The sequence below is a fragment of the Pseudomonas brassicacearum genome (assembly GCF_003732265.1).
Taxonomy (GTDB): Bacteria; Pseudomonadota; Gammaproteobacteria; order Pseudomonadales; family Pseudomonadaceae; genus Aquipseudomonas; species Aquipseudomonas brassicacearum_D.
In genome coordinates, this window is the sequence record NZ_MOBK01000002.1 from 1 (window position 1) to 18485 (window position 18485).

The following is an 18485-nucleotide window of genomic DNA, read 5'->3' on the forward strand; positions in this document are numbered from 1 at the left end:
GCTGCTGTCAACACCTCTTTTTCAACTCCCTTTCGGGCTTCGATGACCTGAAGCCGCTCACTGCCGAAAACTGCGTAACTCTTTGTTTACCAAGGAGTTTTCCGTTTCGACTGCGCCGGAAGTGGGGCGAATTATAGACATCCAGAATCTGCCGTCAAGTATTGATTTGGTTTTTCTATCGAACAATCCAAAATCACTGCTATATATAGACGCGCCCGCCACGAATGCGCACTATATTGCCCAACCGCACTACATCAATACTCTCGCTTCCAATTTCGGACGATGCCACGCAATGAATGATCAGCCCCGCAGCATTGCCTCGACCTTGTTCTCGGTAGGCCTTCTAATAATAGCCATGGCCTCGATCCAGTCCGGAGCATCCCTGGCCAAAAGCATGTTCCCGGTTATTGGTGCTCAAGGAACCACCACTCTGCGCCTGATGTTCGCCAGCGTGATCATGCTGCTCATGCTGCGGCCATGGAGGGCGAAGCTCACCGCCAAATCCCTGCGCACCGTCATCATTTATGGCATGGCGCTGGGCGGCATGAACTTCCTCTTCTATATGTCGTTACGCACCGTCCCCCTGGGCATTGCCGTAGCCCTGGAATTCACCGGGCCGCTGGCAGTGGCGATCTATGCCTCGCGCCGGGCGATCGACTTTTTGTGGATAGCACTCGCGGCTATCGGGTTGCTGCTCTTGATCCCTACAGGCGCGACAAGTGCCGGAATTGACCTTGAAGGCGCCGGCTATGCTTTGGGCGCGGGTGTTTGCTGGGCGTTGTACATTCTTTTCGGGCAAAAGGCCGGCGCCGACAACGGTGTGCAGACCGCTGCATTGGGCGTGATGATTGCTGCATTGTTCGTCGCCCCAATCGGCATCGTCCATGCCGGCGCCGCGCTGCTGACTCCGTCGCTGATCCCGGTGGCTATCGGTGTAGCCATCCTGTCCACCGCCCTGCCCTACACGCTGGAGATGGTCGCCCTCACCCGAATGCCAGCCCGCACGTTCGGCACATTGATGAGCATCGAACCTGCGATTGGCGCGTTGTCAGGCCTGTTGTTCCTCCACGAATACCTTTCACTGTCACAGTGGATGGCTATCTTGTGCATCATTCTGGCTTCCGTGGGTGCAACCATGACCATGGGCAGCAGTGCCAAGCCAGCGGTTGCGGCAGATTGATACAGGATTTGACGCAGGTCTGGTAATTACCGCTCAATTAGGCCATGTTTAGGCCCGCAACCCAGTGCCATACATGGATTTTTTCAGGATAGGGACATCAGAACGCTTCAGCGAAAGCGAATGCAGCCAGACCCGGGCACAAGATCCGGGAACGCTATAAGGACAGCAATGAAACGAATTTTGATATTGATCGCCGTACTTGCAGTTGCGGGCTGCGCGGCGACCTCGAAAACATCAGTCAAACATGGCAAGAAAGGGCTGCATATCAACTGTTCAGGGCTCTCATCCTCGTGGGACAAGTGCTACACCAGCGCCGCCAACTCGTGCGCACCCAAGGGGTACAAGGTCATCGCCAAGTCGGGGGACGCGGTGGAAGAACCAGGCGATTATCCGTTCGGCCTCAATCCCGCCGGCTACACCAGCCGCAGCATGATCGTCATTTGCAAGTAGATTGCTGCCGCCCGGCAATCTGGCGGCCAATCTCATCGTAGCTGGACTTCAACACATTACGCTGGATGTCTGGCGTCGCCAGCATCCGCGCGACCACCAGAGCACCGATGCATTGCGACAAAATGGCCCAAGCCAAGCTGTCGCTCTCCAGAATGCGCGCCCAACTCTCCTGTAGCTGACAAATCCAGCGCTCCGCCTGCTGACGAACCAGCACATCCGAACGAGCGATCTCTGCACCCAGCGCGGGTAACGCGCAGCCGGATTCTGGATGCTCGACATGCGCCATGCTCAGGTAATGCTTGAGGCATCGCTGAAGCTTTTCGCGCCCCTGATCGGCGCTTAATCGCTCCAGGCTTTGGCACAGCTCACGCTCGACGATTGAAGCGAACAGTTCGTCTTTCGACGAAAAATGACTGTAGAAAGCCCCGCCGCTCAGGCCGATCGCCTTCATCAAACCGTCGACACCGACCGTGGAGAAACCTGACTTCTTGGCTGACACCGCGCTGCTTTCCAGCAGCCTCTCTTTGGTTTCCAACTTGTGACTGGCCGAGTAGCGCATTGCCCATTCCTCAGATTGATCGTCTTGACGCGTACCAAATCGTAGCATAACGTTCGTTTAGTTAACGATCGTTTAGCAAAGGGATAACCCATGAATAACAAGAAGGTCGTACTGGTTGTCGGCGCGGGTGATGCTACCGGCGGCGCCATTGCCAAACGTTTTGCGAAGGAAGGCTACGTCGCCTGCGTCACCCGACGCAGTGCAGACAAACTCCAGCCTCTGGTCGATGCCATCAAAGCCAACGGCGGTGACGCCCACGGTTTTGCCTGCGATGCGCGCAAGGAAGAAGAGGTGATTGCGTTAGTCGAGCAGATCGAAAGCGAGATCGGCCCCATCGAAGCGTTTGTGTTCAACATCGGCGCGAATGTGCCCTGCAGTATTCTTGAAGAAACAGCCCGCAAGTATTTCAAGATTTGGGAAATGGCCTGTTTTTCAGGCTTCCTCAATGCTCGGGAAGTCGCCAAGCGCATGGCCAAGCGTCAACGGGGCACTATCCTGTTCACCGGAGCCACCGCGGGTATGCGCGGTGCCGCGGGATTCGCAGCATTCGCCGGTGCCAAGCACGGCATTCGAGCCCTGGCCCAAAGCATGGCGCGTGAACTCGGCCCCATGAATATCCATGTTGCTCACGTCGTCGTCGACGGCGCTATCGATACCGATTTCATCCGCGAGAGCTTCCCGGAAAAGTACGCAACCAAGGATGAGGACGGCATTCTCAACCCCGAGCACATCGCCGAGAACTATTGGTACCTGCACAGCCAGCCACGGGACGCCTGGACGTTCGAACTGGATTTGCGGCCCTGGAGCGAACGCTGGTAAGCCCTACCCCTACAACAAAAACAGAGTGCACCGACCATGAGCAAAACCGTGGAGTTCTTTTTCGACCTCGGCAGCCCGGCCACCTACCTGGCCTATACCCAGTTACCCAAAATCTGTGAGCAAACCGGTAGCCAACTGATTTACACGCCCATGCTGCTGGGTGGCGTCTTCAAGGCCACCGGTAACGCTTCGCCGGCGGTCATCCCGGCCAAGGGCCGCTACATGTTTCAAGACCTCGACCGCTATGCAAAGCGCTATGGCGTGCCGCTGAAATTCAATCCACATTTTCCCATCAATACCCTGATGCTCATGCGTGCCGTGACCGGGATTCAGTTACGTCATCCCGAGCGCTTCCTCGCGTTTATCGACTGTCTGTTCAAGGCCCTCTGGGTCGAAGGTCGCAGCCTCGACGACCCCGCCACCGTCGCCGCCGTGTTGACACAAAACGGCTTTGACCCCAATGAAGTGCTCGTCCTCACAGCCGACGAAGAGGTCAAAGCCGCCCTCAAGGACAATACCGAGAAAGCGGTACAGCGCGGTGTGTTCGGGGCGCCGAGCATGTTCGTCGGCAATCAGTTGTTCTTCGGCCAGGATCGGCTGGACTTCGTGGTTGAAGCCCTGAGTTAAATCTCGACCACCAACCGCCCCTGCGCACCTCCCGCAACGAGCAACTCATGGGCGGCCTCGGCAGTTTCCAGCGTGAACTGCCGAGGATCGAGCAGCGGTTTCAACTGACCCGCCTCAATCAGCCGCGTCGCGCCCTGAAGAATCTGGCCGTGACGTTCAAGCCCCTTACCGGTTAATAAAGGCAACAGCGTAAACACCCCGGAGTAAGTCGCCCCACGAAACGACAACGGCGCCAAACTGTGTTGGCCCCAGCCCAGACAGCTCACGACATGCCCTTCATAAACCCGAACGGCCTTGAATGAATCATCCAATACCCCGCCGCCCACCGTGTCATAGACCACATCGAAACCCTCCCCCGAAGTGAACTCAGCCACATAGTCCTCCACCGAAGACGCACGATAATCGATAAACGTTGCACCAAAACTTTCAATAAGCCCCTTATGACGCGCTGAACCCGTTGCAAACACTTCTGCACCCAAAGCCTGGGCTACTTGCACAGCCACGTGCCCGACACCACCCGCGCCACCGTGAATCAGCACTTTCTGACCGGCCCGAACCCGAGCCCGATCAACCAGCCCTTCCCACGCCGTGATCAATACCAATGGCAACCCTGCGGCCTCGCGCATGCTCAGATTTTTCGGCTTGAGCGCCAGAAGCCGCGAATCAACCACCGCGAACTCCGCGAGAGAGCCCTGCGCACCACCGATTCCGGTCGCCATCGCATAGACCTCATCACCCGGCAGCCACTCGCTGACGCCCTCTCCTATTGCCTCAACGATCCCCGCGAGGTCCATGCCCAACACCGCCGGCAATGGCTGACGCGCATGGGCTGCCTGTCCCGCACGAATCTTCGCATCCAGCGGATTCACCCCACTGGCCTTGATCCTCACCAACACTTGACCCGTTCCCGGCACAGGCCGCGGCAGAGAAACCAAGCGTAAAGGCCCATTGGCCGAGTCAACCATCAGAGCGCGCATTTCAAGTGAGTCAGTCATTTCGCTAATTCCCGTCAGAAGTGAATGTCGAACTTATCTTCATCCAGTTCACTCATGCCGATAAGACGCCATATCGCTATAGTGATCATGCCCATACGGCATCAATGAGAAACCCCGTGGACACACTCAACGCAATGGCCACGTTCGTCCGGGTCGTCGAACGTGGCAGCTTCTCGGCCGTTGCCCGAGAAATGCAGGCCAGCCAGCCGACTATCAGCAAACTATTAAGGGCGCTGGAAACCAGGCTGGGCGCCAAGCTGATTAGCCGCAGCACCCGACAACTGTCCCTGACCGATGAAGGTCAGCGCTACTACAACGAATGCCGGCAAATCCTGGCTGCCGTGGACGCGGCCGAACAGCGTTTTCGATCAGGACGCGAATCCGTCGCCGGCAATCTGAAAATCGGTTCCTCCGTGAGTTTCGGGCGCCTGCACATTGCACCGCGACTCCCTGAGTTTCTCAAAACGCACCCTCAAGTTCAGATTGACCTGCAACTCAGCGATCAAAATCAGGACCTGGTCAGTGAAGGGCTGGACGTGACGTTCAGAATCGGCGAGTTGACCGACAGCGGCCTGCTTGCGCGTCACATTGGTACCACGCACCGGATCACGGTTGCAGCGCCTGACTACCTTGAGCAACACGGCGAACCGCACACCCCGGAAGAACTCGGCGCGCACAATTGCCTGCAATTCAATTTGCTGAGCAGTCAGAACCTATGGCATTACCAAAGAGGCAACCAACGCCACGAAGTGCTTATCAGGGGTAATGCGCAAAGCAACAACTCCGAGGCGATTCGCGAGATGGTGCTGGGGGGATTGGGCATTGCGCTGTCGCCGGTGTGGCTATTCAGCGAGGATCTGAAGGCCGGCCGTGTGCAGGCGATTTTGCAAGACTACACGGCACAGTCGCTGCCGATTCATGCCGTGTCCCCGGCGAATCGTCGCCAATCCGCCAGGGTCAGGGCTTTTGTCGACTATATGAGTCAGGCGCTCGAACAAGCGCCTGAACTCCAACCCGTCAAATAGCCGCGGTGCGGGTATTCAACCACTCAAGGGCAGCGCCCTCGAGCAACGGGCTCAAGCGCTCGCGCACTTCGGCATGGTAAGCGTTGAACCACTGTTTCTCTTCCTGGGTCAGCAGCGACGGTTCAAGGCAACGGGTGTCGATCGGGCACAGTGTCAGGGTTTCGAACTTGAGGAATTCACCAAACTCGCTGGAACCCGCCTCGCGGTTCAGCGCCAGGTTCTCGATACGCACGCCCCAACGTCCCGGACGATAAGTGCCTGGCTCGATGGACGTAATCATGCCCGGTTGCATTGCAGTCTGCGGAGTAGCGGCGGCCTGATAGGCGATGACCTGCGGGCCTTCGTGAACGTTGAGGAAGTAACCAACGCCATGGCCGGTGCCGTGACCGTAGTCGACGCTTTCAGCCCAGATCGGCGCGCGAGCGATGGCATCGAGCAATGGCGACAGAATCCCCCGAGGGAATTGCGCGCGGGACAGTGCGATCACGCCTTTGAGCACGCGTGTGCAATCGCGTTTCTGTTCGTCCGTCGGAGTACCGACGGGCACCATTCGCGTGATGTCGGTGGTGCCACCCAGGTACTGACCGCCGGAGTCGATCAACAACAGACCGTCACCCTCGATCACTGCGTGCTCTTCTTCGGTGGCGTGGTAGTGCGGCATCGCGCCATTGGCGTTGAACGCGGCAATGGTGTTGAAGCTCAGCGACACGTAGCCCGGGCGTCGGGTACGTGCGGCCGTGAGGTGTTCGTCGATGGTCAGTTCGGTGATGCGCTCACGACCCTGGGCCGAGTCCAGCCAAGTGAAGAATTCGCACAGCGCCGCGCCGTCCTGCTCCATGGCCTGACGAATGTGCTCGGCATCGGCCAGGCTTTTTTGCGACTTGGCGAGCGTGGTCGGGTTCAGGCCTTCGACCAGTTTTACGCCGCTGTCGAGGTTCTCCAGCAGACCGGCAGTGACGCGCGCCGGATCGACTTGCAGGCTCGCGCCGCTCGGCACGGCACGCAACGCAGCAGCTACTTCGCTGTAATCGCGCAGGGTCACGCCGTCTTGTTCAAGCACCGCACGCAGTTCAGCATCGACTTTGCTCAGGGCCACGAACAGAGTGGCCTGCTCCTGACTGATCAAGGCAAACGACACGAACACCGGGTTGAACGACACGTCGCCGCCGCGCAGATTGAACAGCCAGGCGATGTCATCGAGGGTGGCGATGAAATGCCAGTCAGCACCACGACCCTTCAACACCTCGCGCAGCTTCGCCAGTTTCTCGCCACGACTGACCGTCGCCTGCGGCGGCAAATGTTGATAAATCGGTTCATTCGGCAATGTCGGGCGATCGCTCCAGACTTCGCTTAACAGATCGATGTCGGTACGCAGGCGGGCACCGCGTTCTTCGAGTTTGCCACCCAGCGTACGCGCCGACGCCACGGCCATCACCGCACCGTCCACCGCGACGACGCCGCCTTCAGGGGTTTGTTCGGCCAGCCAGTCCAATGGACTTGGTTGACCCGGTTGCAGCTTGACCAGCTCGATGCCGCTGCCCTTGAGCTCCTTGGTCGCTTGCTCCCAGTAACGACTGTCGGCCCAGACGCCGGCAAAATCCGGGGTCACGATCAGTGTACCGACCGAGCCATGGAAGCCCGATAACCACTGCCGTCCCTGCCAGTAACCCGGCAAATATTCCGACAGGTGCGGATCGGCCGACGGCACCAGCAAGGCATGAATGCCTTCTCGGCTCATCAGTTCGCGGGTTTGCGCCAGGCGCTGTGGCACCGATCCATTGATCGAAGGCTGCGTACTCATCGTGTCTCCTGCTAATCACTTCAGCTTATTGTTGAGTGCCGATCTGAGTCGGCGCTTTAAGGCGCTACTGCCAGAATGCCGGGGCACTGGCGCAGGCCGCTTTGATCAGTTCTACCGCTTGGTCGATGTCTTGCTCGGTGGTGAACCGGCCGAGACTCAAGCGGATGGTGCGACTCGCCGAGCGGGCGTCATGCCCCAGGGCCAGCAGCACGTGGGATGGAACGTTGCTGGCGGAGTTACAGGCCGACGTCGCAGAAAAAGCGATCGAATGGCTCAACGCCGCAGAATTAAACTCACCTTCGCTGAACGTCAGGCTCAGGGTATGGGGAATGCGCTGGGCCGGGCTGCCATTGAGGCTAACACCGGGAAGGCTCAGCAACTGCTCAAGCAATCGCTCGCGCAAGCGCACGATCGTGGCTTTCTCGTCATTGAACACGTCGGCGGCCAAGGCGAAGGCCGCGCCCATGGCGGCGATCTGATGAGTCGCCAGGGTGCCGGAGCGCAACCCGCCTTCGTGACCACCGCCGTGAATCTGTGGCTGCAAGCGTTGTTGCGCGCGCGGACCGACGTACAACGCACCGATACCTTTGGGGCCGTAGATCTTGTGCGCGGAAAACGACATCAGGTCCACCGGCAGGCGCGCCAGATCAATGGCCACCTTGCCCGCGCCTTGAGCGGCGTCGACGTGAAACAACGCATCGCGCGCGCGCACGATTTCACCAATGGCGGCGATATCGTTGACCGTGCCCAGCTCGTTATTGACCAGCATCAGTGACACCAGGAAGGTGTCTTCGCGCATCGCTTCACTGACCGCTTGCGCAGTGATCAATCCATCGGCGTCAGGCACCAGATACGTGACCGCAACACCGGCGTCCTGCAATTGCTTCGCCGTGTCGAGAATCGCCTTGTGTTCGATCTGGCTGGTAATGATATGCCCGCCGCTGACACCACGGGCCTGGGCCACGCCCTTGAGCGCGAGGTTGTTGGATTCAGTGGCGCCGGAGGTCCAGACAATCTGCTGCGCCGTGGCGCCAACCAGTTCGGCGACTTGCTGCCGGGCGTGCTCGACCGACTGTCGGGCTTGCTGGCCATAGGCATGGGAGCTGGACGCCGGGTTACCGAAATTGCCGGTAAAACCCAGACACTCGACCATGACCTTGATGACCCGCTCATCCACCGGCGTGGTGGCGGCGTAATCGAAATACAACGGACGCTTATTCATAAAAGACTCGCAGAGCGTGTTCCGGGATCAGGAAGCTCATGACGGAAACGTCGAGGCGCAGCCTCGTGAGCTGCGCCGATATTTCAGCACGTTAGAAATACCTGATCGGAAGCCGTTAAAGAAGAACAACTTCATTTAAAAGTGCGTAGGAACGCTCCTGAAGTCGAGCTTAACAGGCATCGGGCAACCGGTTGAAGCAATGCGTCAGCTAAAGCTTTCAAGAAGTAACGGATACAGCGAAGCCACCAACAACGCCGCCATGCCCCAGTTGAACAGGCGCAACCAGCGGCGGTCCTTCAACACATTGCGCAACAACGTGCCGCATCCGGCCCAGATGCCGACGCTCGGCAGATTGATCACGGCAAACACCGCCGCAATGATGATCACGTTGGTGAAATAGCCCTGCATCGGCGTGTAGGTGCTGATGGCACCGATGGCCATGATCCACGCCTTGGGATTGACCCATTGGAACGCGGCTGCGCCGAGGTAAGTGATGGGTTTGCTTTCGCTGTTCTCGCTCTCAGAGACCGGACCTGAATGGGCGATTTTCCATGCCAGATACAGCAAATACGCCGCGCCGACGTAACGCAGCACGGTATAGAGCAAAGGATAGGTTTTAAACACGGCACCGAGGCCGAACCCGACGGCGACCACCAGGACAAAGAAGCCACAGGTGACGCCCAACATATGCGGGATGGTGCGGTTAAAGCCGAAGTTCACACCCGATGCAAGCAACATGGTGTTGTTGGGGCCGGGAGTAATCGAGGTGACGAGCGCAAACAGGGCCAGGCCCATCAGCAGATCGAGTGAAAGCGTCATCAGTGGCAGTCCATTAGGGTCAATCGGGTGTTAAGACCCTATCGCACGCCTTGCCGGAAACCCATGGACAGTTATGTGAAACTTCGAGCGGTACAGTTTTCGATCAGCTTGGACGACCGTGAAGCTGTACAGCACGTTCGGCGTTCATCTCGCCCTGTTTATCGAAGCTGAACGATTTTTGCGGTTGACCGAGCAGTGCGGCTTTTTTCGCGTGGTATTCCTCGAAGGACAGACCACGACGATTCAAATCCTCTAGCGCCAATTCCCTGGATTCTTCGGCGGTGTACGGCCGCAGTTCCGGTGAAACATGACTGGCACAACCGGCAAGCACAGAGACCGCGAGCAGCAGAAAAGTGGCGATTAGAGGTTTCATTTTTGGCGTCCTGCATCTGGGTTCGGGGGAATGAACACAGGCTACTCGCGCGGCTTCACGGGCAGAAATCAACGCTCTCAATAGTGGCTATCGACTTTGGTAAACACTCCCCACCCACGCCCTCATATATTCCATAACAATCTATAAATATTTGTTTAATGTCTTTTGCGGAATATAAAACAGCCTTTATAACAACGCCATCGCTTCACGAACTGTTGCCGGAACAACTGTTTGCCAGGCAACAGTCATCCAGCAAACAGCCCCGAAAACAGTACAACGTCGGCCAGGAAACATGCTCAAAGCCCCGTAAACAGGGGCCCGATGGATTGGTACAGCTCTTGCTCAACCCAAGAACTACTCACTGCTCCCCGAGCAACTGTTGAAAAAGGAACTGATCATGTCCCGTGCATTGAAAGTCGTTGCCCTGTCGGGCGGAACCTGGCGCCCGTCTCGCACCCTGGTGCTGACTCAGGCGCTGTTGAGCGAACTGTCGGAGCAATTGCCGATCGAGAGCCGGCTGATCGAACTCGGTGACATCGCTCGCCCCCTCGGTGCGGCACTCTCGCGACAAGAGTTGAGCGCCGAGATTGAAGCCCAGTTGCAAGCGATCGAGAACGCCGACCTGCTGATTGTTGCCGCGCCGGTGTATCGCGGCTCCTACCCGGGATTGCTCAAGCATTTGTTCGACCTGATAGACCTCAACGCCCTGATCGACACGCCGGTGCTGCTGGCCGCCACCGGTGGCAGCGAACGCCATGCGCTGGTCCTCGATCATCAATTGCGCCCGCTGTTCAGTTTCTTCCAGGCCCTGACCTTGCCGATTGGCGTCTACGCCACCGAAGCCGATTTCTCCAACTACCAAATAACCAGTGAGCCCTTGAAGGCCCGCATTCGCCTTGCTGCAGAACGCGCCGCGCCATTGTTCGGCGTGCACCCCAAAAATCTGCTGAAAATCGCTTAAGGACTTCTTCATGGATGTTTTCTGGTTCCTGCCCACTCACGGCGACGGCCATTACCTGGGCACCACCCAGGGCGCACGCCCGGTCACGCTCAACTATCTGAAACAAGTGGCCCAGGCCGCGGACAGCCTCGGCTATCACGGCGTGCTGATTCCCACCGGGCGCTCGTGCGAGGACTCGTGGGTGATTGCTTCGGCGTTGGTGCCTTTGACTGAACGCCTGCGGTATCTGGTGGCGATTCGGCCGGGGATCATCTCGCCGACAGTCTCGGCGCGCATGGCGGCCACGCTGGATCGTTTGTCCAATGGCCGCTTGCTGATCAACGTGGTCACGGGCGGTGACCCGGATGAAAACCGTGGCGACGGCATCTTTCTCGATCACAGCGAGCGCTACGAAGTCACCGATGAATTCCTGCAGATCTGGCGCCGGGTGCTGCAAGGCGAAGCGGTGGATTTCGAAGGCAAACACCTTCAGGTGCAGAACGCCAAGGCGCTCTACCCGCCGGTGCAAAAGCCCTACCCGCCACTGTACTTCGGCGGATCTTCCGAAGCCGCCCATGAATTGGCCGCCGAGCAGGTGGACGTCTACCTGACCTGGGGCGAACCTCCGGCCGCCGTAGCGCAAAAGCTCGCCGATGTGCGTGAACGCGCGGCGCGAAACGGTCGCACGGTGAAGTTCGGGATTCGCTTGCATGTGATCGTGCGCGAGACCGCCGACGAAGCCTGGAAAGCCGCCGACAAACTCATCGAGCACATCAGCGACGAGACCATCGCCGCTGCGCAGAAATCGTTCTCGCGCTTCGACTCCGAAGGTCAGCGTCGCATGGCGGCGCTGCATGACGGGCGTCGAGACAACCTGGAAATTGCCCCCAATCTCTGGGCCGGTGTCGGCCTGGTGCGGGGCGGTGCCGGGACCGCGTTGGTCGGTGATCCACAGCAAGTGGCAGCGCGGATCAAGGAGTACGCGGACCTCGGGATCGAGAGCTTTATCTTCTCCGGGTATCCGCACCTTGAAGAGGCTTATCGGTTTGCCGAGTTGGTGTTCCCATTGTTGCCGGAGCCGTACGCCAGCCTGGCGGGACGCGGCACCACCAACCTGACCGGGCCCTTTGGCGAAATGATCGCCAATGATGTGCTGCCTACCAAAGCCACGGCCTGACGAACAATCCCTACTTGGAAACTGGAACTTTGTGGCGAGGGGGCTTGCCCCCGTTGGGGCGCGAAGCGGCCCTTAAACCTGGATGCCGAATATTTTCTGATACTCCGCGTCAATCGGTTTAACGACTGCTGCGCAGCCGAACGGGGGCGAGCCCCCTCGCCACAAAAGCTCGTTCCCACTGGGGATTTGTGTCGAGTTTATGAGGAATTCACGCGTGACCGCCAAGCCGCACAGCACCCTGTTATCCCCCTTGCAGACCGCCCGCCAACTGGCCGCCGGGTTTGCCCTGACCGCCGTCGAACGCGACGAGCGTGGCGGCACGCCCAAGGTTGAACGCGATGCCCTGCGCCACAGCGGCCTGCTGGGCTTGAGCATCCCTGTGCAGTACGGCGGCCTCGGCGCCAACTGGAGCGAAACCCTGGCCATCGTCCGTGAATTCGCCAAGGTCGACAGCTCCATCGCCCACGTCTTCGGCTTCCATCACCTGATGCTCGCCACCGTGCGCCTGTTCGCCAGGCCTGAACAATGGCAGCCCTGGTTCGAACAGACCGCGCGCAAGAACTGGTTCTGGGGCAACGCCCTCAACCCTCTGGACACCCGTACGGTGGTGAAAAACCTGGGGGGCTGGCGTGAGTTTTCCGGCAAGAAAAGCTTCTGCTCCGGTGCCAGCGACTCGGAAATGCTGATCGCCTCGGCGGTCGATGAAAGCGCTGGCGGCAAACTGTTGATCGCCGCGATTCCCAGCGGTCGCAGCGGCATCACCCTGCACAACGACTGGAACAACATGGGCCAGCGCCAGACCGACAGCAGCAGCGCCACGTTCGAACGGGTGCGGGTCGAAGAGTCGGAATTGCTGCTCGATCCGGGCCCGTTGAGCACACCGTTCGCCTGCCTGCGACCCTTGATTGCGCAACTCACGTTCACCCATATGTTCCTCGGCATCGCCGAGGGCGCCTTCGAAGAAGCGCGGCAATACACGCTCACCGAGACCCGGCCGTGGCACAAATCCACGGTTCAGGATGTGCGTCAGGATCCTTATGTCCTCGGCCATTACGGCGAATTCTGGGTCGCCCTCGAAGGTGTTCGATTGCTGGTGGAACGTGCCGCCGAACTGCTCGACAAGGCCTGGGCCAAAGGCCCGAATCTCAGCGCCGAAGAACGTGGACATCTGGCCACCGCCATCGCCACTGCGAAAGTCGCCGCCACCCGCAATGGCCTGGAGCTGTGCAGCCGCTTGTTCGAAGTGACCGGCGCGCGCTCGACTCACGCGTCCCTGCGACTCGACCGTCACTGGCGCAACCTGCGCACGCAAACCCTGCACGACCCGGTGGATTACAAACTCCATGAGCTGGGTGACTGGGCACTGAACCAGGCCCTGCCCGTTCCGACTTTCTATTCCTAGCCTTCTCTTCATGGAGCGAACCCCATGCAACTGCTGACCTTACCGCCCTCGCCCGCGCTGGCGACTTCGATCCGAGCCACTGCGCAAGTGTTCGAAGACCCGAAATCCCAGGCCTTGCTCGCCCATCTTCAACAAGTCGCGCCCAGTGAAGCCAGCGTGCTGATCATCGGCGAAACCGGCACCGGCAAAGAGCTGGTCGCCCGCCACATTCACAACCTCAGCGCCCGGCGCAACCGGCCTTTCGTGGCGGTGAACTGCGGCGCCTTTTCCGAATCGCTGGTCGAGGCCGAACTGTTCGGCCACGAAAAAGGTGCGTTCACCGGCGCGTTAAGCGCCAAGGCCGGCTGGTTCGAGGAGGCCGATGGCGGCACGTTGTTCCTCGATGAAATCGGTGATTTGCCGATGGCGATTCAGGTCAAGCTGCTGCGCGTGTTGCAGGAGCGCGAAGTGGTGCGGCTCGGTTCGCGCAAAAGTATTCCGATCGACGTACGCGTATTGGCCGCGACCAACGTGCAACTGGAAAAAGCCATCAACGCCGGGCATTTTCGCGAAGACCTGTATTACCGCCTCGACGTCGTCAGCCTGGAGCTGAGCCCTTTGCGCGAGCGCCCCGGCGACATCCTGCCGCTGACCCGGCATTTCGTCGACGCCTACAGCCGGCGCCTGGGCTACGGCAGCATCACCATCAGCAAAGAAGCCGAATTGAAACTGCGTAGCTACAGTTGGCCGGGCAACATCCGCGAGCTGGAAAACGTCATTCACCACACCCTGCTGATCTGCCGTAACGGCGTGATCGAACGCGATGACTTGCGCCTGTCCAACATGCGCATCGAACGCCAGGACGACTACCACACCAGCGTCGACGATTCCCCGGAAGCCCTGCTGGATCGAGCCTTTCAAAAGCTCTTCGCAGAACAGGCCGGCGCGCTGCATGAAAAAGTCGAAGACGCCTTGTTGCGCGCGGCCTATCGCTTCTGCCATTACAACCAGGTGCATACCGCCGCTTTGCTGGGCCTGAGCCGAAACGTGACGCGCACGCGGCTGATCAAGATCGGCGAACTGGCCGTGAACAAACGCCGGGTGATGGAGAATGTCCAGGGCGAGCGGGTGATGCAGTTGTCGATTTAACCCACCAGGCGGCAGTGCAGCGCGTCGTCGTGACTGAGCGCCAGGCTGTGCAGCACCTGGAAGGAGCCGAACTTCACGGTTTTCGCCTGATGGGCGCGGATCAGATGCCAGAAATCCTGTTCGCCGCTTTCGAAACTGCGAAACGCCGCCTCTCCCGCCGCGCGGGTTTGCCATTGCAGGTAGTTGAGCACCCGCCGGCCGTCGTCGCTGGCCTGGATGCTCGCACTCAGAAAACCACTGAAATCCCGGGCCAGACGCTCGGTCTGCCGGGACAACGCCGACACCAGCGCAGGTTGCTGATGCGGCTCGATCTCGAACTCGATCAGTTGGGTGAAACTGCGATTGTTCTCTGACGATTGCATGAAAAGTCCCCCTCACGTGTCAGGCGGATCTTGCGATCCGAAGGCCTGCAGGGTAAAACCTCGAGTTAACTAGAGGTCAAGCAGGATTTTTAAATGATCACCCCGGACACTCTGCACAAGGAACTCACCGTCGGCCAATTGGCCGCCCGCAGCGGCGTGGCGGTCACGGCGCTGCACTTTTATGAATCGAAGGGGCTGATCAAGAGCACACGCAATCAGGGCAACCAGCGGCGCTATCCACGGGAAGTGTTGCGGCGGGTGGCGTTGATCAAAGTTGCGCAGCGCCTGGGGATTCCGTTGGCGGAAATTGGTGAGGCATTGAAATCGCTGCCGGATAACCGTGCGCCGACAGCGGCGGACTGGAAGGTGTTGTCGGCGCAATGGAGCCGGGATCTGGATGAGCGGATCAATCAGCTGACGTTGCTGCGCGACAAGCTGAATGGCTGCATCGGGTGTGGGTGTTTGTCGATGGAGGCGTGTCCGTTGCGTAACTTTGGCGATGTGTTGGGGGAACAGGGGCCGGGGGCGCAGCTGCTGGAATCGAATGTAAATCCGAAATAGCGGTGCGGCCTTCGCGAGCAAGCCCGCTCCCACATTAGACCGCATCCGTCTGGGCACCTCTGTCAACTGTGGGAGCGGGCTTGCTCGCGAAGGCGGCATCCTGGATGAATGAGATCTAGAACCCTGGCGCAATCTGCCCTTTATAGCGAGTCAGGATGAACTGCCGAACCTCATCCGAATTCAACGCCTTGGCCAGTTTCTGCAAGCCCGGATCATTGATGTTGTCCGGCCGCGCCACCAGAAACTCGATGTACAGGCTCTTGCCCTTCTCGACAATCAACGCGCTGTTGGTGTCGATCCCCGCTTCCAGCGCGTAGTTGGCAAAGACAAACGCCAGGTCGACCTGGCTCACTGAACGCGCCAGCAACGCGCCTTCCAGTTCACGGATTTTCAGGTGTTTGGGGTTGTCGATAATGTCCCGTTGCGTGGCCAGGGTGTTGCTCGGGTCCTTGAGCTTGATCAGCCCGGCTTCGTGCAACAGCACCAGCGCGCGGCCGGTGTTCACCGGGTCGTTGGGGATCGACACGGTGGCGCCGTCCTTCAGCTCGGCGATGTTTTTGATCTTGGTCGAGTAAGCACCGAACGGTTCAATGTGCACGCCGACCACCGGCACCAGATCGGTGTGGCGGGTCTTGTTGTAGTCATCGAGAAACGGCCGGTACTGGTAATAGTTGGCGTCGAGGTTCTTCAACGCCAACTGCTGGTTGGGCTGGATGAAGTCGGTGAAGACCTTGATGTCGAGGTCCACGCCTTCCTTGGCCAGGGTCGGTTTGACGAATTCGAGGATTTCCGCGTGCGGCACCGGGGTCGCGCCAACGGTGAGTTTTTCGTTGGCGTGAACGCTCAACGACACTAAGGCAGCCAGAATGGCCAGGGTCTTTTTCATGTTGCGCTCCTAGGCAGATTGAGTGGCCGTCGTGGGGTGGACGTGGGGCCTGATTGCTTTTTTTGAATAAAACTTATCGTCGGCTGTAGCGCGCGACCAGGCGGTCGCCGGTCATTTGCAGGGCCTGGACCAGGATCAGCAACAGCACCACGGTGACCACCATGACGTCGGTCTGAAAACGCTGATAGCCGTAGCGGATCGCCAGGTCACCCAGCCCACCGCCGCCGATCACGCCGGCCATCGCCGTGTAGTCGACCAGCACAATCGCAGTCACCGTGACCGCCGCCAACAACCCTCCCCGCGCCTCGGGCAACAAGGTGTGACGGATGATCTGCCACGTGTTTGCGCCCATGGCCTGGGTCGCTTCCACGACGCCGCGATCCACTTCGCGCAATGCGGTTTCCACCAGCCGCGCAAAGAACGGCGTGCAACCAACCACCAGCGGCGGAATGGTCCCCGGCACCCCGAGCGAAGTGCCGACCAGCAGCGTGGTCAGGGGAATCAGCACGATCAGCAAAATGATGAACGGCAACGACCGCAGCATGTTGACGATCACCGACAGCACCCGGTAAACCCCGACCGCCTCATGCAACTGGCGCTTGCCGGTGAGGAACAGCACCACGCCCAATGGCAATCCCAGCAGCACGGTAAATCCCAGCGCGGCGCCGAGCATGCTCAGGGTGTCGAGGCAGGCCTGAGCGATGTCCGCCCAATAGATATGTTTCAGCAACTCGGCCATAAATCACGACCAGTCATGGCGCGGCGGTTTCACGCCGTTGAGCAGCCAGTTGCCGACCACGTGGTACTTCCAGCGCACCGGGTCGTGCAGGGTATGAACCCGGGCGTTGCGCCAATGACGGTCGAAGTTGTGCTTCTTCAGGGTCGAACGGGTGCCACCGAGTTCGAAGAGTTTGTTGCTGGCCTCGATGGCAATTTCGGTGGTCAGCACCTTGGCCTTGGCCACCGCGAGGGACGCCTGGGCGACGTTGTCTTCGTCGGGTGCCGGGCGCGCCGCATCCAGCGCTCGCCCTGCCCGTTCCAGCAAGGCTTCGGCGGCTTCCAGACGAATCTCCAGGCCACCGACCTGGATGATGGTCAGCGGATCTTCACTGGCCTTTTCCACACCGGCATCGATCCACGGCCGAGCGAACTGCTGGACGAAGGCAATGGTGTCGCGCAGTGCCGCACGGGCGATGCCGGCGTCGATGGCCGCGGTAGTCAATTGCGCAAACGGGCCGGCCAGTGTCGGTGTTTCATAGGAACGGTAGGTCGGGAACAGATTGAATGCGCAGACGTGTAAATCCTCGGCGAGCACGGTGCCGCTGGACGTGGTGCGCTGGCCGATGCTGTCCCAGTCGTCGACGATCACCAGCCCTTGGGTGCCACGCTCGACGAAGGCCAGTTGCCCCTTCTGTTCTTCATCCAGCGCCAACACTGCCAGCCAGTGGGCGTAGAGCGAACCGGTGCAATAACCCTTGCGCCCGTTGATCACATGTCCGTCACCATAACGACGGATCGTCGCCTGAATGTCCTGGACGTTTTTGCCGCCGGTTTCCGACAACGCATTGGCAAAGCGATGGCCTTGCAGTGCCAGTTCGAAGAAGTGCGCCTGTTGTTCGGGCGTGCCTTGCAGGCGGATGTCTTCCAGCAGGCAATAGTGGTTTTGCGGGATCTGCCCCAGCGACGGATCGGCGGCCGAGATGATCGCAATGACTTGCGCCAGCACCGCATAAGACACCTGTGCGCCACCAAACTCGCGAGGCACGCTGATGCCCCACAAACCACTGTTGGAATACAGATCGACGATCTCGTCGGGGACCTGGCGAGTGCGGTCGCGTTCGGCGTCCTGCTCCAGCAATACCGCGGCGACACGCTCGGCGACGCGCAGGGCTTCGGCTTCGTCGGCGATCCGATGGGCGGCCGGCGGGTTGATCGGATAAACGGCAGATTCAGGCATGTGAGGGTCCGGGCAGCAGTGTTTAACAGAGCCATTGCAGCTTCTGTGCCGAGGTCCATCGCCAATCATTTCGGGGGTTTTACGCCTGTTTTTCAGCGTTTTTGATGATGCAGCCGAGCAATCTGCTGCTGCGCTGTTGATGGCTGAACAGTGTGGCTGCTCGTCGGGCACTCGGTTGTCCGCCGGACGCTGACCTATATTT

General features: G+C 59.5%; 20 protein-coding genes. 10 read left to right on the forward strand and 10 right to left on the reverse strand.

Going from position 1 to position 18485, the window contains the following annotated elements; genetic code table 11:
- The first annotated feature begins 292 nt into the window (after nt 1-292).
- Together rhtA and BK660_RS06070 are read left to right on the forward strand one after the other, a co-directional pair.
- The gene (gene rhtA, locus BK660_RS06065; RefSeq protein WP_123432555.1) at nt 293-1180 is read left to right on the forward strand and encodes a threonine/homoserine exporter RhtA; all 888 of its coding nucleotides are present in this window, start codon (nt 293-295) and stop codon (nt 1178-1180) included.
- Between the two features lie 168 nt (nt 1181-1348).
- Nucleotides 1349-1630, forward strand: a complete 282-nt coding sequence (locus tag BK660_RS06070; protein ID WP_027925802.1) for a hypothetical protein — start codon at nt 1349-1351, stop codon at nt 1628-1630.
- Here BK660_RS06070 and BK660_RS06075 read toward each other — a convergent pair.
- Nucleotides 1617-2189, reverse strand: coding sequence for a TetR/AcrR family transcriptional regulator (locus BK660_RS06075; RefSeq protein WP_123432556.1), 573 nt, complete (start codon nt 2187-2189; stop codon nt 1617-1619). The two genes, BK660_RS06070 and BK660_RS06075, sit on opposite strands and share 14 nt — an antisense overlap.
- A 90-nt stretch (nt 2190-2279) precedes the next feature.
- Here BK660_RS06075 and BK660_RS06080 point away from each other — a divergent pair, with 90 nt between their 5' ends.
- Nucleotides 2280-3008: an SDR family oxidoreductase gene (locus tag BK660_RS06080; protein ID WP_123432557.1), complete on the forward strand. Its 729-nt coding sequence runs from the start codon at nt 2280-2282 to the stop codon at nt 3006-3008.
- A gap of 36 nt (nt 3009-3044) precedes the next feature.
- Nucleotides 3045-3635, forward strand: coding sequence for a 2-hydroxychromene-2-carboxylate isomerase (locus BK660_RS06085; protein ID WP_123432558.1), 591 nt, complete (start codon nt 3045-3047; stop codon nt 3633-3635).
- Here BK660_RS06085 and BK660_RS06090 read toward each other — a convergent pair.
- Complete coding sequence (locus BK660_RS06090) at nt 3632-4630, reverse strand: zinc-dependent alcohol dehydrogenase family protein (RefSeq protein WP_123432559.1); 999 nt, start codon at nt 4628-4630, stop codon at nt 3632-3634. The genes BK660_RS06085 and BK660_RS06090 overlap by 4 nt on opposite strands.
- Before the next feature lie 104 nt (nt 4631-4734).
- Here BK660_RS06090 and BK660_RS06095 point away from each other — a divergent pair, with 104 nt between their 5' ends.
- Nucleotides 4735-5655, forward strand: a complete 921-nt coding sequence (locus tag BK660_RS06095) for a LysR family transcriptional regulator (protein WP_185045022.1) — start codon at nt 4735-4737, stop codon at nt 5653-5655.
- On the opposite strand, the gene BK660_RS06100 is transcribed toward BK660_RS06095, so the two are convergent.
- The 4 genes from BK660_RS06100 to BK660_RS06115 form a co-directional block, all read right to left on the reverse strand.
- The gene (locus BK660_RS06100; protein ID WP_123432561.1) at nt 5648-7456 is read right to left on the reverse strand and encodes an aminopeptidase P family protein; all 1809 of its coding nucleotides are present in this window, start codon (nt 7454-7456) and stop codon (nt 5648-5650) included. The two genes, BK660_RS06095 and BK660_RS06100, sit on opposite strands and share 8 nt — an antisense overlap.
- A 64-nt stretch (nt 7457-7520) precedes the next feature.
- Nucleotides 7521-8678 (reverse strand): aminotransferase class V-fold PLP-dependent enzyme, encoded by a 1158-nt coding sequence (locus BK660_RS06105; protein ID WP_123432562.1) that lies wholly within the window; start codon nt 8676-8678, stop codon nt 7521-7523.
- A 204-nt stretch (nt 8679-8882) separates the two neighbouring features.
- The gene (locus BK660_RS06110) at nt 8883-9497 is read right to left on the reverse strand and encodes a LysE family translocator (protein WP_123432563.1); all 615 of its coding nucleotides are present in this window, start codon (nt 9495-9497) and stop codon (nt 8883-8885) included.
- Nucleotides 9498-9600: 103 nt separating this feature from the next.
- A complete protein-coding gene (locus BK660_RS06115; protein ID WP_123432564.1) occupies nt 9601-9870 on the reverse strand; it encodes a hypothetical protein in 270 nt (89 codons plus the stop codon).
- A 397-nt stretch (nt 9871-10267) separates the two neighbouring features.
- On the opposite strand from BK660_RS06115, the gene msuE reads away from it, so the two are divergent.
- From msuE to BK660_RS06135, 4 genes are all read left to right on the forward strand, one after another.
- On the forward strand, nt 10268-10831 hold the full coding sequence (gene msuE / locus BK660_RS06120; protein ID WP_123432565.1) for an FMN reductase: 564 nt from the start codon (nt 10268-10270) through the stop codon (nt 10829-10831).
- Nucleotides 10832-10841: 10 nt separating this feature from the next.
- Entirely contained in the window at nt 10842-11987 is a 1146-nt protein-coding gene (ssuD, locus tag BK660_RS06125) for an FMNH2-dependent alkanesulfonate monooxygenase (protein ID WP_123432566.1), read from the forward strand.
- Between the two features lie 199 nt (nt 11988-12186).
- Nucleotides 12187-13389, forward strand: a complete 1203-nt coding sequence (locus BK660_RS06130; protein WP_185045011.1) for an acyl-CoA dehydrogenase family protein — start codon at nt 12187-12189, stop codon at nt 13387-13389.
- Between the two features lie 24 nt (nt 13390-13413).
- Complete coding sequence (locus tag BK660_RS06135; RefSeq protein WP_123432568.1) at nt 13414-14517, forward strand: sigma-54 interaction domain-containing protein; 1104 nt, start codon at nt 13414-13416, stop codon at nt 14515-14517.
- Here the strand turns inward: BK660_RS06135 and BK660_RS06140 are convergent.
- Nucleotides 14514-14879, reverse strand: coding sequence for an antibiotic biosynthesis monooxygenase (locus tag BK660_RS06140; protein WP_123432569.1), 366 nt, complete (start codon nt 14877-14879; stop codon nt 14514-14516). The two genes, BK660_RS06135 and BK660_RS06140, sit on opposite strands and share 4 nt — an antisense overlap.
- A 93-nt stretch (nt 14880-14972) precedes the next feature.
- Between BK660_RS06140 and soxR the strand changes: the two genes are divergently transcribed.
- On the forward strand, nt 14973-15440 hold the full coding sequence (gene soxR / locus BK660_RS06145; protein WP_123432570.1) for a redox-sensitive transcriptional activator SoxR: 468 nt from the start codon (nt 14973-14975) through the stop codon (nt 15438-15440).
- A 115-nt stretch (nt 15441-15555) separates the two neighbouring features.
- On the opposite strand, the gene BK660_RS06150 is transcribed toward soxR, so the two are convergent.
- The 3 genes from BK660_RS06150 to BK660_RS06160 all read right to left on the reverse strand — a co-directional run bounded on the left by BK660_RS06150 (nt 15556) and on the right by BK660_RS06160 (nt 18283).
- Complete coding sequence (locus BK660_RS06150; protein ID WP_123432571.1) at nt 15556-16326, reverse strand: MetQ/NlpA family ABC transporter substrate-binding protein; 771 nt, start codon at nt 16324-16326, stop codon at nt 15556-15558.
- A gap of 73 nt (nt 16327-16399) precedes the next feature.
- Complete coding sequence (locus BK660_RS06155; RefSeq protein ID WP_123432572.1) at nt 16400-17065, reverse strand: methionine ABC transporter permease; 666 nt, start codon at nt 17063-17065, stop codon at nt 16400-16402.
- A 3-nt stretch (nt 17066-17068) separates the two neighbouring features.
- Nucleotides 17069-18283: an SfnB family sulfur acquisition oxidoreductase gene (locus BK660_RS06160; protein ID WP_123432573.1), complete on the reverse strand. Its 1215-nt coding sequence runs from the start codon at nt 18281-18283 to the stop codon at nt 17069-17071.
- Nucleotides 18284-18485 lie beyond the last annotated feature (202 nt).

Excerpts from the sequence above, each read along its gene's own strand:
- rhtA (WP_123432555.1), top strand. The coding sequence starts at position 293 with ATGAATGATCAGCCCCGCAGCATTGCCTCGACCTTGTTCTCGGTAGGC.
- BK660_RS06070 (WP_027925802.1), top strand. The coding sequence starts at position 1,349 with ATGAAACGAATTTTGATATTGATCGCCGTACTTGCAGTTGCGGGCTGC.
- BK660_RS06075 (WP_123432556.1), bottom strand. The coding sequence starts at position 2,189 with ATGCGCTACTCGGCCAGTCACAAGTTGGAAACCAAAGAGAGGCTGCTG.
- BK660_RS06080 (WP_123432557.1), top strand. The coding sequence starts at position 2,280 with ATGAATAACAAGAAGGTCGTACTGGTTGTCGGCGCGGGTGATGCTACC.
- BK660_RS06085 (WP_123432558.1), top strand. The coding sequence starts at position 3,045 with ATGAGCAAAACCGTGGAGTTCTTTTTCGACCTCGGCAGCCCGGCCACC.
- BK660_RS06090 (WP_123432559.1), bottom strand. The coding sequence starts at position 4,630 with ATGACTGACTCACTTGAAATGCGCGCTCTGATGGTTGACTCGGCCAAT.
- BK660_RS06095 (WP_185045022.1), top strand. The coding sequence starts at position 4,735 with ATGAGAAACCCCGTGGACACACTCAACGCAATGGCCACGTTCGTCCGG.
- BK660_RS06100 (WP_123432561.1), bottom strand. The coding sequence starts at position 7,456 with ATGAGTACGCAGCCTTCGATCAATGGATCGGTGCCACAGCGCCTGGCG.
- BK660_RS06105 (WP_123432562.1), bottom strand. The coding sequence starts at position 8,678 with ATGAATAAGCGTCCGTTGTATTTCGATTACGCCGCCACCACGCCGGTG.
- BK660_RS06110 (WP_123432563.1), bottom strand. The coding sequence starts at position 9,497 with ATGACGCTTTCACTCGATCTGCTGATGGGCCTGGCCCTGTTTGCGCTC.
- BK660_RS06115 (WP_123432564.1), bottom strand. The coding sequence starts at position 9,870 with ATGAAACCTCTAATCGCCACTTTTCTGCTGCTCGCGGTCTCTGTGCTT.
- msuE (WP_123432565.1), top strand. The coding sequence starts at position 10,268 with ATGTCCCGTGCATTGAAAGTCGTTGCCCTGTCGGGCGGAACCTGGCGC.
- ssuD (WP_123432566.1), top strand. The coding sequence starts at position 10,842 with ATGGATGTTTTCTGGTTCCTGCCCACTCACGGCGACGGCCATTACCTG.
- BK660_RS06130 (WP_185045011.1), top strand. The coding sequence starts at position 12,187 with ATGAGGAATTCACGCGTGACCGCCAAGCCGCACAGCACCCTGTTATCC.
- BK660_RS06135 (WP_123432568.1), top strand. The coding sequence starts at position 13,414 with ATGCAACTGCTGACCTTACCGCCCTCGCCCGCGCTGGCGACTTCGATC.
- BK660_RS06140 (WP_123432569.1), bottom strand. The coding sequence starts at position 14,879 with ATGCAATCGTCAGAGAACAATCGCAGTTTCACCCAACTGATCGAGTTC.
- soxR (WP_123432570.1), top strand. The coding sequence starts at position 14,973 with ATGATCACCCCGGACACTCTGCACAAGGAACTCACCGTCGGCCAATTG.
- BK660_RS06150 (WP_123432571.1), bottom strand. The coding sequence starts at position 16,326 with ATGAAAAAGACCCTGGCCATTCTGGCTGCCTTAGTGTCGTTGAGCGTT.
- BK660_RS06155 (WP_123432572.1), bottom strand. The coding sequence starts at position 17,065 with ATGGCCGAGTTGCTGAAACATATCTATTGGGCGGACATCGCTCAGGCC.
- BK660_RS06160 (WP_123432573.1), bottom strand. The coding sequence starts at position 18,283 with ATGCCTGAATCTGCCGTTTATCCGATCAACCCGCCGGCCGCCCATCGG.